We start from the raw sequence: 14,637 nt of genomic DNA on the forward strand, positions 1-14,637 counted from the left end.
GTGCCCGGTTGGTCCTGCTCCGCCGGCAATGCCGACGGCGCAGTCTTCCAAAGGACTCAGATCTTACCGTCGAGGCCCATCTGGTAGTATTTGTGGATAATCTTGTCCTGGTTCTCGAGGAGCCAGTCGATCGAGGGCTCGTTGGTCATGGCCTTGCGGATCGCCTCGGTCATACCCTTGCGCTGGATCTCGAACAGCGCCTTGTGATCGATGTTCTCGTCCTGGATCACACCGGGGCTGAGCCAGACCGAGCAGATGATGCCGAGGTCGTTGGCCTTCTCCTTGGGGATGTAGCCGGCCCGCACCGCATCAAGCACGCCGTTGGCGATGGCGTATTGCACCGTGCCCATCAGGATCGAGGTGTACTTGTTCTCGGTCACGCTCACCTTGGAGACGCACAGCGTCACCGGGCGGACCATGATGTCTGTGTTCAGGAGCGCGAAGACGCGGCTGTGGCCGACGACCTGATCGCCGGTGAGGGTGGCGAGCGCGGTGCCGACCGGCCCGTCGAGTTCGCCGATGATGACCTCGGGCTCGGACGCCGTGTTGGGCGGGCCACCCGCGACGAGGGCCTCGCCGGCACGCAGGATGATGCGGTCGCTCATGGTGTGTCCTTCCTCGTGATCGGCCGGTCTTCAGTGCCTCTCGCAAAACGCCCGCTGCGCCGCCGTACCCGAAGCGGAGAAGAGCGGTGATCTGGCGTTTTGTGAGGCACCTTCCGTGACGCGTGGGGTCGTCGCAGTGCCGGCCGGGTTTGTCCAGGCCGCTTAGCGCGACCGTGACACGCGCTCTTTCCTAGGACCGACATTCGCTTTGGCGGAGAGGCGCCGAGCCGGGTGGCCGCGGCACGCCGCGTCGTTTATGCCCGCCCCCCATGACGGAGACCGGAAACGACCGCGACGGCCTGCGCACCGTTGTGGCGCTGATCGAGATCCAGGGCGGCCTGGTCGGCCTATGGGCCTTCCTGCACGACCTGATGCAGACCGGCGCCGCGGTGCCGCTGACCTTGCTGCCCGGCGTGCTGTTCATCGGGCTGGTGCTGGCCGCGAGCGTCGTTGCGGGCGTGGCGCTCTGGCAGGATCGGCGCCTCGGCTACACCCTCTCCGTTCCGGTGCAGCTCGCCCAGGTGATCTGGTTCGTGAGCGCCGGCCTCACCGTCCGCATCTCCGCGAGCGGCTGGCTGCTGGCCGACGTGTTTCTCCGCGCGCCGGCGGAGGGCGGGCTCGTGCTGGGCTGGCAGTTCGATGCGGCGCGCAAGGGCGGCTACGCCCTTTCCTTCGCTCCGCGGGAGGATTTCACCCTCGCGCTGAACCTGATCGCCCTGGCCATCCTGATCTGGCTCGGATTTCGCCTGCGCGGCCTGCTGCCGTTTCGCCGGGGCGGGTAACAGTTTCGCGCATCCGAAACAGGCTTCCCGAGCCCGACTTTGTGGCCTTGCTGCGCTGCGTTATAGGGGCGGCGACAGGGTTCCGGAGAGACGTGCGATGGGCAGCCGGCCCGCCGAGCGGCACCGGGCAACTGAGGGACCGACATGGCGAAGATCAAGGTGGCCAATCCGGTCGTCGAGCTCGACGGCGACGAGATGACCCGGATCATCTGGGCGGAGATCAAGAACAAGCTCATCCACCCCTACCTCGATCTCGATCTCGACTATTATGATCTCGGCGTCGAGCACCGCGACGCGACGAACGATCAGGTGACGATCGATGCGGCCGAGGCGATCAAGCGCCACGGCGTCGGCGTGAAATGCGCCACGATCACGCCGGACGAGGCTCGCGTCGAGGAGTTCAAGCTCAAGGAGATGTGGCGTTCGCCCAACGGCACGATCCGCAACATCCTCGGCGGCGTCATCTTCCGCGAGCCGATCATCTGCAAGAACGTGCCGCGCCTCGTGCCGGGCTGGACCCAGCCCTTCGTCATCGGCCGCCACGCCTACGGCGACCAGTACCGCGCCACCGACTTCAAGGTGCCGGGCAAGGGCCGCCTGACGATCAAGTTCGAGGGTGACGACGGCACCGTCATCGAAAAGGAAGTGTTCAAGTTCCCCGACGCCGGCGTCGCGATGTCGATGTACAACCTCGACCAGTCGATCATCGACTTCGCTCGTGCGTCGTTCAACTATGGCCTCGCCCGCAAGTACCCGGTCTACCTTTCGACCAAGAACACCATCCTCAAGGTCTATGACGGCCGCTTCAAGGATCTGTTCCAGAAGGTGTTCGACGAGGAGTTCAAGTCGAAGTTCCAGTCGCTCGGCCTAGTCTACGAGCACCGCCTGATCGACGACATGGTGGCCTCGTGCCTCAAGTGGTCGGGCGGTTATGTCTGGGCCTGCAAGAACTACGACGGCGACGTGCAGTCGGACACGGCTGCCCAGGGCTTCGGCTCGCTCGGCCTGATGACCTCGGTGCTGATGACGCCGGACGGCCAGACCGTGGAGGCCGAGGCCGCCCACGGCACCGTGACGCGCCACTACCGCGAGCACCAGAAGGGCAAGGCGACCTCGACCAACTCGATCGCCTCGATCTTCGCCTGGACCCGCGGCCTGTCGCACCGGGCCAAGCTCGACGACAACGGCGATCTCGCGAAGTTCGCCGCGACCCTGGAGAAGGTCTGCGTCGATACGGTCGAGGCCGGTCACATGACGAAGGATCTCGCCCTCCTCGTCGGCCCGGACCAGAAGTGGCTCACCACCGACGGCTTCCTCGACAAGGTCGATGAGAACCTGAAGACGGCGATGAAGGTGTAATTTCTAGCCCATCAACATAATGTCAATTGACGACCCTGATGCGCTACCTAGAGTGGCTCGTCAGGGTTTTCTTTTGGCGCTACTAAGATGTCAAAACCAGTTTTGAGCAATAATGTAAGCGATTTTGCAGACTCTGCAAAAGGGTTGGCAAGAAATCCTCTGGGCATTATCGCTTTATTTTTAGTGCTAGTTTATGGCATGGCTTCGGTCGTAACAATTGGGAGTGGGCTAAGTGCGGACGAGAAGCGTCCTCTAATATATTTCATGGTATTGTTTCCTGTTTTGGTTCTGGCAATTTTTACTTGGCTCGTCATAAATCACAGTGGAAAACTGTTTGCTCCTGGCGATTTCAAGGATGAGACGAATTATGTTAGAATGCAAATGTCCGCGACAGCTTCACTTGTAGCTGCTACCACGAAAAACCCAATTCCTCCATCTCAAGCTGAAATTGCAGATATTGTAACTAGCGTTGAATTTTCTACTAAACACACATCCGCTAAAATATCTTCTCGAAAGCGCATCCTATGGGTGGACGATAACCCACAAAACAATATCTACGAGAAACAGGCCTTCGAGACAGTGGGTTTGGAGGTGGTTATCGCAAGAAGTACGGATGAGGGTTTGGCGTATGTCAAGCACCAGCTCTTCGACGTCATAATATCTGATATGGGACGTAAAGAGGGCCCGCGGGAAGGGTATGTTTTTCTCGATAAGCTAAGGGGATTTGGCAATAAAACCCCTCTATTTTTTTATGCATCGTCGAGTCTTCCGGCGCATAAAGCGGAAACCGCTGAGCATGGTGGTCAGGGGTGTACCAACAATCCGCAAGAGTTGTTTGAGCTAGTTATGAAGGCCGTCATCGAAGCTTAATTATCTTTCTTGGCTGCATTCCGCTTGCGCGTCTCGGCTGCCTTCTTGGCCGAGGCGGAGCGTTGCTCCTTCGTGCGGGAAGCCGAGGCCGTGTCGCCGGTGCGGCCGCCTTTATGCGCGGCGGGATGGTCCGTTGCCTTGCCGCGGCCCGAGCCGCCCGGCTTCTTGCCGCCGCCATCGTCCTTGTTGACGGTCGCCCAGGCGCGGGATTCCGCTTCCTTCTCCGGCACGCCGCGGGACTCGTAGGATTCGGCGATGTGCTCCGCCTTGCGGACCTGCTTGTCGGTGTATTTCGACTTGTCACCCTGAGCCATGGTGCTCTCCCGATCTGCCTGCGCCGGTCAGCTCCGGCTCGGCGCGTCGATGGCCGCCCGCACCCGCCGGATCAGCTCGGCGCGGCGGTACGGCTTGTTCAGGATATCGAACTCCGGACGTTCGATTCCGGTTCGCTCCAGGCTGGCCTCGGCATAGCCGGTGGTGAGCAGGATCTTCAGGCCGGGATGGCGGCGGCGCGCCTCGCGGGCCAGCGTCAGGCCGTCCATGCCGCCGGGCATGATCAGGTCGGAGAAGAGCAGGTCGATTTCCGGATGGTCGCTTAAGATCTCCAGGGCCTCGCGGCCGTGGCGGGCCATCAGGGTGCCGTAGCCGTAATCGCGCAGGATCGCCCGGGCGAGTTCGCCGACATCGGCGCGGTCGTCCACGATCAGGATCGTTTCCGTGCCCGGTCGCTCCTCGACGACGGCCGCCGGGGCCGCGCGCTCCGGCGCACCGGCCTCGTCGCTTGCGGGGAAGGAAAGGCGCACGGTCGTCCCCTCCCCCATCACCGACTCGATCTGCGCGAAGCCGCCGGATTGCTTGGCGAAGCCATAGACCATCGACAGGCCGAGCCCCGTGCCCTTCCCCTCCTCCTTGGTGGTGAAGAACGGGTCCATCACCCGTGCCAGCATGTCCGAGGGGATGCCGGCGCCGGTATCGGTCACCGCGACGCTCACGAGCCGGCCCGAACCGTCCGGCCGGCCGGATTCGGCGTTGCGGGTCGTGATCGTGACGCGCCCGCCCTCCGGCATCGCGTCGCGGGCGTTGATGAGTACGTTGAGCAGGGCGACCTCGGCCTGCGTCCGGTCGATCCGGCAGGGCCAGAGGTCGGGGGCGAGATCGGTCTCGATCGTCACCGCGTCGCCGAGCGTGCGCCCGGCCAGTTCCTTCATCTCGGCGACGAGGTCGTTGAGGTTGAGGGTGCGGCCGTCGAGGCGCTGCTTGCGGGCAAACGCGAGCAGCTGCTGCGTCAGCGTCGAGGCCCGCTCCGCCGCGTCGCGAATGTTGCCGACGGCGCGGCCCATGCGGCCCCGGTCGGCGTCCGGCCGATCCAGGTTGGTCGCCAGCGAGTCGGCATAGCCCAGGATCACCTGGAGCAGGTTGTTGAAGTCGTGAGCGATGCCGCCGGTGAGCTGGCCGATCGCCTCCATCTTCTGGGCCTGATGCAGCGATTCTTCCGCCAGCCGGCGGCGGGTGATGTCGAGCTGCGAGCCGAAGAAGTACAGGAGATCCCCGGCGGCGTTGTAGACCGGGCTCACGAATAGGGCGTTCCAGAACGAGGTGCCGTCCTTGCGGTAGTTGAGGATCTCCGTGGCGAAGTCGCGCCGCGCCGCGACGGCCTCGCGCACCTGCGCCCGCGTCGCCGGATCGGTCTCGGGGCCCTGAAGGAAGCGGCAGTTGTGGCCGATCACCTCGTCCCGCGCGTAGCCGGTCATTTCCAGGAAGGCTTGGTTCACGAAGACGATCGGGTGGTCTTCGCGGTTCGGATCGACCACCACCATGGGCATGCGCGTCATCGCGACGGCGGCAAAGAAGATGCCGCTGCCGGAATCGAATTCGTGGCCCGCTGCACCCACCTCGACGCTGGGATGGGCGCCGTGGGGTCGTTTCTCGGGGATGTCGTCGATCATGCGAACCCGCGGCGTGACAAGGTGAGAGCCGTATCCGACCGGATTGCACCAGGCCGGCGTCTCTCAGTCTTCGTTTCAACGCGCATTCTGATCGACGAACCGGTCACCCCTTCGTCGGAATGCGCTCTCGTGAGGCTGCCGGCCGTGCCGGCGCGTCCCCAAGGCAATGCGTCGGATACGGTTGCGGGACGAGAATGGGTTCCGGACCCCTCAGGCTCCGGAACCCGTCGAACTTGGCCGGGGCCGCTTGTCGCGCGGCCCCTCGCCCGCCGCGTCAGGCCTCCTCGTCGATGCCGAAGCTCACGCTCTCGACATTCGCCCGCTCGAAGGCCTGCATCACGTACTGGTAGGAGCGCTCCATATCACTGTGCTCCTCGTCCTCGTTCTCGACGGGCTTGAGGACGAACATCAGCATCGAGCGCCCCGTGACCGAGTAGCTCTCGCCGACGGCGAAGCTCTCCACCTCCTGGCTGTCGGGCAGGTTGGTATCGAGCAGCCGCGTCCAGGAGGTGCCGCCCGGCGCCTCGGGGAAGGTGAAGTCCACCACATCGTGATAGGCGTTGTAGAACAGCAGCAGGGTGGCATCGCCGCCGCGCCTGTGGATGCCGCTCGCCTGGGCCCGTCCGTCGAGCAGCACGGCAAGGGTCCGCGCATTGCCGTCGTTCCAGTTCTCCGGGCTCATCTCGGTGCCGGTCGGCATGAGCCAGGTCACGTCCTTGACGCCGAACTCCTCGTCGTAGGCGCCCGTAACGAAGCGTCCGCGCGAGAGCATCGGCAGGGCGTTGCGCAGCAGGATCAGGCGCTGCGTGAACTCGGCCAGATCCCGCTCCTCTTCGCCGATGGCGCCCCAATCGACCCAGCTCACCTCGTTGTCCTGGCAATAGGCGTTGTTGTTGCCCTTCTGCGTGCGGGCGAACTCGTCGCCGGCGAGCAGCATCGGCGTGCCCTTCGACAGGAACAAGGTGGCCAGCATGTTGCGCATCTGGCGCAAACGGACCGAGCGGATCTCGGGATCGTCGGTCGGACCCTCGACGCCGTAATTGTAGGAGAGGTTGTGGCCGTGCCCGTCGCGGTTGCCCTCCTCGTTCGCCTCGTTGTGCTTCTCGTTGTACGAAACCGTATCGTTCAGCGTGAAGCCGTCATGCGCGGTGATGAAGTTCACCGAGGCCCAGGGCCGGCGCCCGCGCTTGTTGAACTTGTCGGCCGAGGCGGTGATGCGCGACGCAAGCCCCGGCAGCAGCCCGGCATCGCCCTTCCAGTAGCCGCGCACGTCGTCACGGAACCGGTCGTTCCACTCGGCCCAGCCCGGCGGGAAGCCGCCGACCTGATAGCCACCGGGGCCGCAATCCCACGGCTCGGCGATGAGCTTCACGTCGTTGAGCACCGGGTCCTGGCGGCAGGTATCGAGGAAGCCGCCGCCCTCGTCGAAGCCGTAGGGCTCGCGGCCGAGGATGGTGGCCAGATCGAAGCGGAAGCCGTCGACCCGCATCTCGGTCGCCCAGTAACGGAGCGAGTCCGTGACGAGCTGCAGCACGCGGGGATGCGAGAGGTTGAAGGTGTTCCCCGTGCCGGTGTCGTTGATGTAGTAGCGCGGCTGGTTCGGCAGCAGCCGGTAGTAGGACGCGTTGTCGACGCCCTTGAACGACAGGGTCGGGCCCTTCTCGTTGCCCTCGGCCGTGTGGTTGTAGACCACGTCGAGGATCACCTCGAGGCCGGCGCCGTGCATGCGCGCGACCATCTCCTTGAACTCGGAGAAGGCGAAATCCGGCACCGCCGCGTAGCGCCGGGCGGGGGTGAAGAACGAGATCGTGTTGTAGCCCCAGTAATTGATGAGGTCCTTCTGCTGCAGGTAGTCGTCCTGCACGAAGGAATGTACCGGCAGCAGCTCCACCGAGGTGACGCCCAGGCTCTTGATGTAGTCGAGCACCGCCGGGTTGCCGAGGCCGGCATAGGTGCCGCGCAGCTTCTCCGGCACGGCCGGGTGCAGCTTGGTGAAGCCCTTGACGTGGGTTTCGTAGATGATCGTGCGCTCCCACGGCACGCGGGGCTTCACGTCCCGGCCCCAGGTGAAGGCCGGATCGATCACGCGCGAGCGGCGGGTATAGGGAGCGGAGTCGCGATCATCGAAGGTGAGGTCGTCGCCCGTCTCCATCTTGTAGCCGAACAGGGCCGGGTTCCATTGGATCGTGCCGACCAGACCCTTGGCGTAGGGGTCGATGAGGAGCTTGTTCGGGTTGAAGCGGTGGCCGGCCTCGGGCTCGTAGGGGCCGTGGACGCGGTAGCCGTAGATCGTGCCGGGGCGCGCATCCGGCAGATAGCCGTGCCAGACCTCGTCGGTGTACTCGGGCAGCTCGATGCGCTCGATCTCGTTCTCGCCGGCATCGTCGAACAGGCACAGCTCGACCTTCGTGGCGTGGGCCGAGAACAGCGCGAAGTTCACGCCGCGGCCATCCCAGGTCGCACCGCGGGGATGCGGCGAGCCTTCGCGGATACGCGTGCGCGATGTGCGCGGCCTCGGCGTCGCAGTCCTGTCGGTATCGGCCATCGATCGTCCCATTCTCACTTATGGCGGTCCCCACGGGTCCAGCCGGACTCTGAACGTGCACGGAACGGCGAAGCTCCGTGTCGTCTGACGCAACGCAGCAAATTTTTCCTGGTCCGCTGCGCGCCGCCGCGGATGTGGTAGGCCTTGGACGAAACTCACGGTGGGGGTTCGCGTTGCAAGCCCCCTCATCGATCGACACGGACAGGTTCGAGGGGGACCATCACCCATGATCGAAGACCCCGAGCATCGGCCCGCCGGGCTTCAGGCCCTGGCCGAGCGGCACGGCGTGAGCCTGGAGGCGGTGCGGCATCTGCTGCGCGCGCTCCAGGCGGGCCAGGGCAACATGGCCCAGTTCGACCACCCCGATCTCGGCGGTTTCGGGCAATGGTCGCGCGGCGGCATGGTGATGGTCGGGCGCATGAACGACCATGCCCTGAAGGCGCAGGTCGATGCCCTGTGCACCGAACTCTCCGCGGCCCTGCCGCTCGCCGGCTTCCGCGAGGAAGCCGCCTCGGGCAATTGGTGGCCGGACGAGCTGGGGCTGCCGTCGAGCGCGGGCGCGCAGAACGCGACGCGCTACGCCTTCTTCCCCGAGCGCCGACGCCTCGCCATCGAGACCGACGGGCGGCTCACCCTCTACGATACCGGGGACCGCATCGTCACCGGCGCGAGCCAGCAGCAGGGCGGCACCACCTCGCTGCGCTTCAGCGGACCGCAGGGGAGCTTCTCGCTGGAGGATCTGACGCCGGTCGAGCGGGATGCGGCGGTGGCTGCGGCGCCGCCGCCTAAACCGACCGAGAACACGAGTGTCGCGGCCTTCGCGTCGTCATCCGTCGCCCCCGCGCCCAGCCCGGTCTTCTCGGAGCCCGCTGCCAGCCGGCCGAGCGCGGCACCCGCCGGTGCACCCTCGGGTGCGGCACCCTCCGGACCACCTTCGGGTGCAGGCCCCACCGACATCCTCTCGATCCTCGAACGGCTGGCCGACCTGCACAAGAAAGGCGTGCTGACCGAGGGGGAGTTCTCGGCCAAGAAGGCGGAGCTGCTGGCGCGGCTCTGATCTCCTCGCCTTCAGGGCGAGGCGAAGCCAAGTAGGGCTCAAACCGATCCGGCGGGCGCGCTGCCGGATCGAGAGAAGCAGCCCTCAGCCCCTGATATGATGGCCTGTCGCCGCAGGCCCCACCGGAAGGCCGTGGTCGCCCTAGATCCAGGCCATGGCCCCGCGCGACCTCATCGACATCGACCGCATCTTCCACGAACCGGCGGTCGCCGATTATCCGCGCGGGCGCGAGATCCTGGCCCGCTACCCGAACGCCGAGCGGATCGAGGTCCCGTCGCACTGGAACATCCCGGAGCTGCACGGCAATGCCGGCTCAGTCGAGGATTGGGTGCGGATCAAGCGATCGACCCTGGTGCTCGGCGTGAAGAAGGGGCTGGCGATGCGGCCCAACGGCCGTTCCGCCCACTTCATCGCGCCCTCGACCTCGAATGGCTGCGCGATGGCCTGCGCCTATTGCTACGTGCCGCGCCGCAAGGGGTTTTCCAATCCGATCTCGCTGTTCGTGAATGTCGATGCGGTCTGCGCGGCGATCACGCGGCATGCGGCCAAGCAGGGCCCGCTGCCGGAGCCCGACCAGATCGACCCGGCGGCTTGGGTCTACGATCTCGGCGAGAACGGCGACCTCTCGGTCGATGCGATGATCTGCGACAATGTCCGCGATCTCGTCACGCAGTTCCGCGACATTCCCAACGCCAAGGGCTCGTTCGCGACGAAGGCCGTGAACCGCGATCTCCTCGCCTACGATCCGCAAGGCCGCACCCGTATCCGCTTCTCGCTGATGCCGGCGCGGATCGCGCGGGTCGTCGATGTGCGCACCACGCCGATCCCCGAGCGGATCGCCGCGATCGACGACTTCCTGCGGGCCGGCTACGAGGTCCACGTCAATTTCTCGCCCGTCATCCTCTACGAGGGCTGGGAGGCGGATTGGGCGGCCCTGTTCGACGAGATCGACGGGACGATCTCGGACGCGGCCAAGGGCCAGCTTGCCTGCGAGATCATCATGCTGACCCACAATGCCGGGCTGCACGCGGTCAATCTCGGCTGGCACCCCAAGGCCGAGGATCTGCTCTGGCGGCCGGACATCCAGGAGACCAAGCGCTCGGAGGGCGGCGGCGAAAACCTGCGCTACCGCACCGGCTGGAAAGGGAAATGGCTCGCCCGGTTCAAGGCGCTGCTCGCCGAGCGGATGCCCTATTGCCGGGTGCGCTACGCGTTCTGAAGGAAGGAAACGAATGCCGGACCACGAGAGCTATCTGCGCGAGGCGACCGAACTCGCGCTCGCCAACGTCGCCGAGGGCGGCCGCCCCTACGGCGCGGTGATCGTGCGGGAGGGCGAGGTCGTGGCACGCGCGGCCAACCGCATCCACTCCACCAACGATCCGACCGCTCATGCCGAGATGGTGGCTCTGCGGGAGGCGAGCCAGCGGCTCGGCCGGCCCAAGCTCGACGATTGCACCGTCTACGCCAGCGGACGGCCCTGCCCGATGTGCCACGCGGCGATGCGGCTGGCCGGGGTCAAGCAGGGCTACTTCGCCTTCACCGCCGAGGAGGCGGAGGCCGAGGGCATGCTCAGTGCCGGGATCTATGCCGAATTGTGCCGGCCGCTCGAAGAGCAACCGATGCAGGTGCGCCACCACCCGCTTGCCGACCAGCCGAGCCCCTACCGCGCCTGGGCGGAGCGGAAGGGCCGCTGAACGCCGGGTTCGGTCGCCTCACGAAACGCCCGCTACTCCCGTTGGGGCGGGCGTTTCGTGAGAGACGCTCAATGCGTCCAGGGCGCCGTGCGGTTGAACTTGAAATTGTCGGAGTAGGACAGGCCCTTGCGCGCGATCGGCGGCGGCGTCTCCTCGACGCGGTAGGCGATGCCCGAAGCCTTGGCGTAGGCCACCGCTTCGTCCGAGGTGTCGAATTCGAGCCGCACTTGCTGCAGCATGTCGGAGGAGCCGGTCCAGCCCATCAACGGGTCGGTCTCGCGCGGCTCGGTCTGGTCGAACTCCAGCACCCATTGCTTGGTGCGGGCGAGCCCGGACTGCGTGGGATCCTTGGCGGGACGGTAGATGCGGGCGCTCGGCATCGGACGGCTGACGTCTCCGGGGAAGGTATGGTCGGGGCGATAGGATTCGAACCTACGACCCTCTGCTCCCAAAGCAGATGCGCTACCAGACTGCGCTACACCCCGACGCTGTGAGGGAGATACCCCCTCGGCCCTCGGCCGGCAAGGCGCTGCTCGTCATACGAGAATGTCGAGGACGCGTTTCTCGGTCTCGATGGAGGATTTCAGCACCGCGGTGTTGATCGAAACACCGAACGAGGCCGAGGCCAGCTCCGTGACGGCCGTGACCGGCTCGCCGGCGGATTGCGGTGAGGCGACGCGCGAGGCCGCCCCGTCGAAGCGCTGCATCGCCGCGCTCAGGCCCGCCGAACTCGTGGAGACTGCCGAGACCATGAACCGCCCTCTCTGCGTGCCGGCAGCTCAACACGGAAAGGTAAAGGACGTCCTCAGCGGATGGGCGCAAGGCGATGCATCGGCCGCGGCTTGATCGGATCGCCCGACATTCCCACCTCGCCGCAGGCCGGAGGCATCGCCCCCGTGGGCGCACAGACAAGGCGTAGCGATGATCGACCTGCATTACTGGCCGACCCCGAACGGTCACAAGGTGACGATGTTTCTGGAGGAGGTTGGCCTTCCCTACACGATCCACCCGGTGGATATCGGCAAGGGCGCGCAGTTCGAGCCGGCCTTCCTGAAGATCGCCCCGAACAACCGGATGCCGGCCATCGTCGATCACGCGCCGGCCGATGGCGGCGCGCCGGTCTCGCTGTTCGAATCCGGCGCGATCCTGCTCTACCTCGCGGAGAAGACCGGGCGCTTCCTGCCCGCCGATCTGCGCGGCCGGGCCGAAACCCTGCAATGGCTGTTCTGGCAGATGGGCGGCCTCGGGCCGATGCTCGGCCAGAACCACCATTTCTCGCAATATGCGCCGGAGAAGATCCCCTACGCCATCGATCGCTACGTCAAGGAGACCAACCGGCTCTACGGCGTGCTCGACCGGCGGCTCGCCGACCGCCCCTTCGTCGCGGGCGCCGACTACACCATCGCCGACATGGCTTGCTATCCCTGGATCGTGCCGTGGGAGAAGCAGGGCCAGCGCCTCGACGACCACCCCAACCTGAAGCGCTGGTTCGAGGCGATCGCCGAACGCCCGGCCACCCGGGCCGCCTATGCGCGGGCGGTGGAAGCCAACCCGAATTACGGCCAGCCGATGAGCGAGGATGCCAAGCGGGTGATGTTCGGCCAGACCGCGACGAACACCAAGCGCTGAGGCTTACCGACCGCTGCGCCGGGCGGCCACCGTGGCGAGCCCGGCAAAATCCTTGTCGCCGTCGCCATGGGCGATGGCGTCGAGGAGGTTGTCGCGCAGCACGCTGGCAAACGGCATCGGCACGTTGACCGCCTCGCTGGCGGCCAGGGCGAGGTGGACATCCTTGAGGCCGAGCCGCATGGTGAAGCCCGGCGGCTCGTAGCGCCCTTCCATGATCATCGCGCCGTAATTCTTGTAGACCGGCGAGGCGAACAGGGTGCTGGTGAGCATCTCCAGCACGTCGGCCCCGGCGATGCCGTGTCCCTCGGCGAAGGCGGCCGCCTCGCCCATCGCCTCGATGGCCGAGACCAGCATGAAGTTGCCCGCGAGCTTGACGGCGTTGGCCTTCTCCGGCTCCGCGCCGAAGCGCCACGTCTTGCTGCCCATGGCGTCGAACAACGGCTGCACCCGCGCGATCGCCGCGTCGTCACCGGCGGCGATGATGTTCAACGCCCCCTTTTCCGCGGCGTCCGGCCGGCCGAAGACCGGGGCGGAGACGTAAGCCACGCCCGCGCGTCCGTGGACCGCCGCCAGTTCCTTGGCGAGCGCCACCGAGATCGTGGACATCCCGACATGGACGCCGGGGCGCTGCCCGGAATCCAGCAGCCCACCCTCGACGGTGACGGCGCGCAGGGCTGCGTCGTCGGCGAGCATGGTGATCGCGGCGTCGCCCGCGAAGGCCTCCGCGGCGCTTCCCACGGGCTCGGCGCCCGCGACCGCCCGTGCCGCTTCCGGCGACCGGTTCCACACCCGCACCCGGTGGCCCGCCGCAACGAGCCGCGCCGCCATGACCCGGCCCATGCGGCCGAGCCCGATGAAACCGACATCCATGTTCGAAACTCCGGATTTGCTGTCTCGCCCCCGTCCGGGGAAACGCCCCGGCGATGCGTCGAACGCGACGGGCGATCAGTGCGTGTTGAGGAATTCCAGCGTCAGCGTGTTGAACATCTCGGTCGCCTCCATGTGGACGAGGTGGCCGACATTGTTGATGACCTCGGCCTTTCCGTTCGGCATCCGGCCGGCGAGCGCGCGGGCATGGCTCGTGTTGTCGCCCATGCCGGAGCGCATCTCCGTCGGCGCGAAGCCCTTGCCGGGGGCGTTGTGGTCGTTGGCGCCCATGATGAAGAGCGTCGGCGCCTTCACGAGCGGGATTTCGTGGACGATCGGCTGGCCCCAGATCATCTGGTAGGAGTTCACGAACGACTTGAGCCAGCGCGGATACTCGCCCGAGCCTTTCACCCGCTCGCGGATCGACACGAACGGCTCGATGGCCGCGGCGGGGATCGACAGCGCGTAGCTCGTCATCAACTGCTTGCGGTACGTCTCCGCCGTCAGGTCCGCCTCGCGGGCGATCAGGGTCTCGTCGGAGACCGGCGGGACGGTGAAGCGGTAATCCTCCAGCCCGATCGGCGCTTCGAGCACGAGGCTGTTGACCCGCTGCGGATAGTTGCGGGCCATCCGCACCGCGAGCATGCCGCCCATGGAATGCGCCACCACGTCGAACCGCTGAATCTTCAGGCTGTCGGCAAGCGCCAGGGTGTCGGCAGCCATCCGGTCGAAGGTGAAGGAGCCGATCGGTTTCGACGACTTGCCGAAGCCGAGCTGATCGGGGACCACGACGCGGTAGCCGGCATTCGACAGGGTCCGGATCACCGGCTCCCAGTAGCTCGATGGGAAGTTGCGCCCGTGCAGCAGCAGCACCGTGCGTCCGTTGGCGTTGTCGGCGGCCGGCACATCCATGTAGGCGAGACGCTGCGCCTCGCCGTCGCGGCTCAGCGGCAGGAAGCGCACCGGATACGGATAGGCGAAGCCTTCGAGGCCGATGCCGAGCGGCGACGATTCCTCGGCATGGGCGGCGGGCGCCAGCACCGGCGCGAGCGCGAGACAAAGCGCAAGGCAGGGCGCGAGGCAAGGCGCCAGGATTAGGTGGGCACGCATGGACACTTCGTCTCCGGCTCGAGCATCGTCCCGAAAGGTGGTGGCCGGCTTTCGAAAACAGACGATGCAGATTCAAAACGCGCGCGCCTCATCCCCGGCGCGGCTTCCAGGGGTGATACGCGAACGGCGCGGGCTCTGCCCCGGCGACACGCCGACAATGCGCGGCGCAGCCT

The 14,637-nt window shown here is 66.1% G+C and carries 14 protein-coding genes, 1 tRNA gene and 1 pseudogene; 7 read left to right on the forward strand and 9 right to left on the reverse strand.

Going from position 1 to position 14,637, the window contains the following annotated elements; translation table 11 throughout:
- Nucleotides 1-56: 56 nt before the first annotated feature.
- Entirely contained in the window at nucleotides 57-605 is a 549-nt protein-coding gene (locus ASF53_RS07855) for a formaldehyde-activating enzyme (RefSeq protein WP_056196595.1), read from the reverse strand.
- Between the two features lie 269 nt (nucleotides 606-874).
- On the opposite strand from ASF53_RS07855, the gene ASF53_RS07860 reads away from it, so the two are divergent.
- The 3 genes from ASF53_RS07860 to ASF53_RS24805 all read left to right on the forward strand — a co-directional run bounded on the left by ASF53_RS07860 (nucleotide 875) and on the right by ASF53_RS24805 (nucleotide 3,616).
- On the forward strand, nucleotides 875-1,387 hold the full coding sequence (locus tag ASF53_RS07860) for a hypothetical protein (protein WP_056196598.1): 513 nt from the start codon (nucleotides 875-877) through the stop codon (nucleotides 1,385-1,387).
- A gap of 144 nt (nucleotides 1,388-1,531) precedes the next feature.
- A complete protein-coding gene (locus tag ASF53_RS07865; protein ID WP_056196601.1) occupies nucleotides 1,532-2,746 on the forward strand; it encodes an NADP-dependent isocitrate dehydrogenase in 1,215 nt (404 codons plus the stop codon).
- Nucleotides 2,747-2,833: 87 nt separating this feature from the next.
- Nucleotides 2,834-3,616 carry a response regulator gene (locus tag ASF53_RS24805; protein ID WP_082482575.1) on the forward strand — a complete coding sequence of 261 codons (783 nt, stop codon included), beginning with the start codon at nucleotides 2,834-2,836 and terminating at the stop codon, nucleotides 3,614-3,616.
- Here the strand turns inward: ASF53_RS24805 and ASF53_RS07870 are convergent.
- The 3 genes from ASF53_RS07870 to glgX form a co-directional block, all read right to left on the reverse strand.
- On the reverse strand, nucleotides 3,613-3,930 hold the full coding sequence (locus ASF53_RS07870; RefSeq protein ID WP_056196602.1) for a hypothetical protein: 318 nt from the start codon (nucleotides 3,928-3,930) through the stop codon (nucleotides 3,613-3,615). The two genes, ASF53_RS24805 and ASF53_RS07870, sit on opposite strands and share 4 nt — an antisense overlap.
- 27 nt (nucleotides 3,931-3,957) lie before the next feature.
- On the reverse strand, nucleotides 3,958-5,559 hold the full coding sequence (locus ASF53_RS07875) for a hybrid sensor histidine kinase/response regulator (RefSeq protein WP_082482583.1): 1,602 nt from the start codon (nucleotides 5,557-5,559) through the stop codon (nucleotides 3,958-3,960).
- A gap of 277 nt (nucleotides 5,560-5,836) precedes the next feature.
- Nucleotides 5,837-8,107 (reverse strand): glycogen debranching protein GlgX, encoded by a 2,271-nt coding sequence (gene glgX / locus ASF53_RS07880; RefSeq protein ID WP_056196609.1) that lies wholly within the window; start codon nucleotides 8,105-8,107, stop codon nucleotides 5,837-5,839.
- A gap of 226 nt (nucleotides 8,108-8,333) precedes the next feature.
- Here glgX and ASF53_RS07885 point away from each other — a divergent pair, with 226 nt between their 5' ends.
- From ASF53_RS07885 to ASF53_RS07895, 3 genes are all read left to right on the forward strand, one after another.
- The gene (locus tag ASF53_RS07885; RefSeq protein ID WP_056196613.1) at nucleotides 8,334-9,164 is read left to right on the forward strand and encodes an SHOCT domain-containing protein; all 831 of its coding nucleotides are present in this window, start codon (nucleotides 8,334-8,336) and stop codon (nucleotides 9,162-9,164) included.
- 154 nt (nucleotides 9,165-9,318) lie between these two features.
- Complete coding sequence (locus ASF53_RS07890; protein ID WP_056196617.1) at nucleotides 9,319-10,383, forward strand: spore photoproduct lyase family protein; 1,065 nt, start codon at nucleotides 9,319-9,321, stop codon at nucleotides 10,381-10,383.
- Between the two features lie 13 nt (nucleotides 10,384-10,396).
- The gene (locus ASF53_RS07895; protein WP_056196621.1) at nucleotides 10,397-10,858 is read left to right on the forward strand and encodes a nucleoside deaminase; all 462 of its coding nucleotides are present in this window, start codon (nucleotides 10,397-10,399) and stop codon (nucleotides 10,856-10,858) included.
- A gap of 68 nt (nucleotides 10,859-10,926) precedes the next feature.
- Here ASF53_RS07895 and ASF53_RS07900 read toward each other — a convergent pair whose 3' ends face one another.
- From ASF53_RS07900 to ASF53_RS07910, 3 genes are all read right to left on the reverse strand, one after another.
- The gene (locus tag ASF53_RS07900) at nucleotides 10,927-11,238 is read right to left on the reverse strand and encodes an ETC complex I subunit (RefSeq protein ID WP_003597950.1); all 312 of its coding nucleotides are present in this window, start codon (nucleotides 11,236-11,238) and stop codon (nucleotides 10,927-10,929) included.
- A gap of 28 nt (nucleotides 11,239-11,266) precedes the next feature.
- A tRNA-Pro gene (locus ASF53_RS07905) sits at nucleotides 11,267-11,343 on the reverse strand.
- A gap of 51 nt (nucleotides 11,344-11,394) precedes the next feature.
- Complete coding sequence (locus tag ASF53_RS07910) at nucleotides 11,395-11,610, reverse strand: hypothetical protein (protein ID WP_056196625.1); 216 nt, start codon at nucleotides 11,608-11,610, stop codon at nucleotides 11,395-11,397.
- A gap of 169 nt (nucleotides 11,611-11,779) precedes the next feature.
- On the opposite strand from ASF53_RS07910, the gene ASF53_RS07915 reads away from it, so the two are divergent.
- Nucleotides 11,780-12,487 (forward strand): glutathione S-transferase C-terminal domain-containing protein, encoded by a 708-nt coding sequence (locus ASF53_RS07915; protein ID WP_056196630.1) that lies wholly within the window; start codon nucleotides 11,780-11,782, stop codon nucleotides 12,485-12,487.
- 3 nt (nucleotides 12,488-12,490) lie between these two features.
- Here ASF53_RS07915 and ASF53_RS07920 read toward each other — a convergent pair.
- A pseudogene (locus ASF53_RS07920) lies at nucleotides 12,491-13,372 on the reverse strand (NAD(P)-dependent oxidoreductase); the annotation flags it as partial.
- A 60-nt stretch (nucleotides 13,373-13,432) separates the two neighbouring features.
- Nucleotides 13,433-14,464, reverse strand: coding sequence for an alpha/beta hydrolase (locus ASF53_RS07925; RefSeq protein WP_056196637.1), 1,032 nt, complete (start codon nucleotides 14,462-14,464; stop codon nucleotides 13,433-13,435).
- Nucleotides 14,465-14,637 lie beyond the last annotated feature (173 nt).

The organism is Methylobacterium sp. Leaf123 (assembly GCF_001423405.1).
GTDB lineage: Bacteria > Pseudomonadota > Alphaproteobacteria > Rhizobiales > Beijerinckiaceae > Methylobacterium.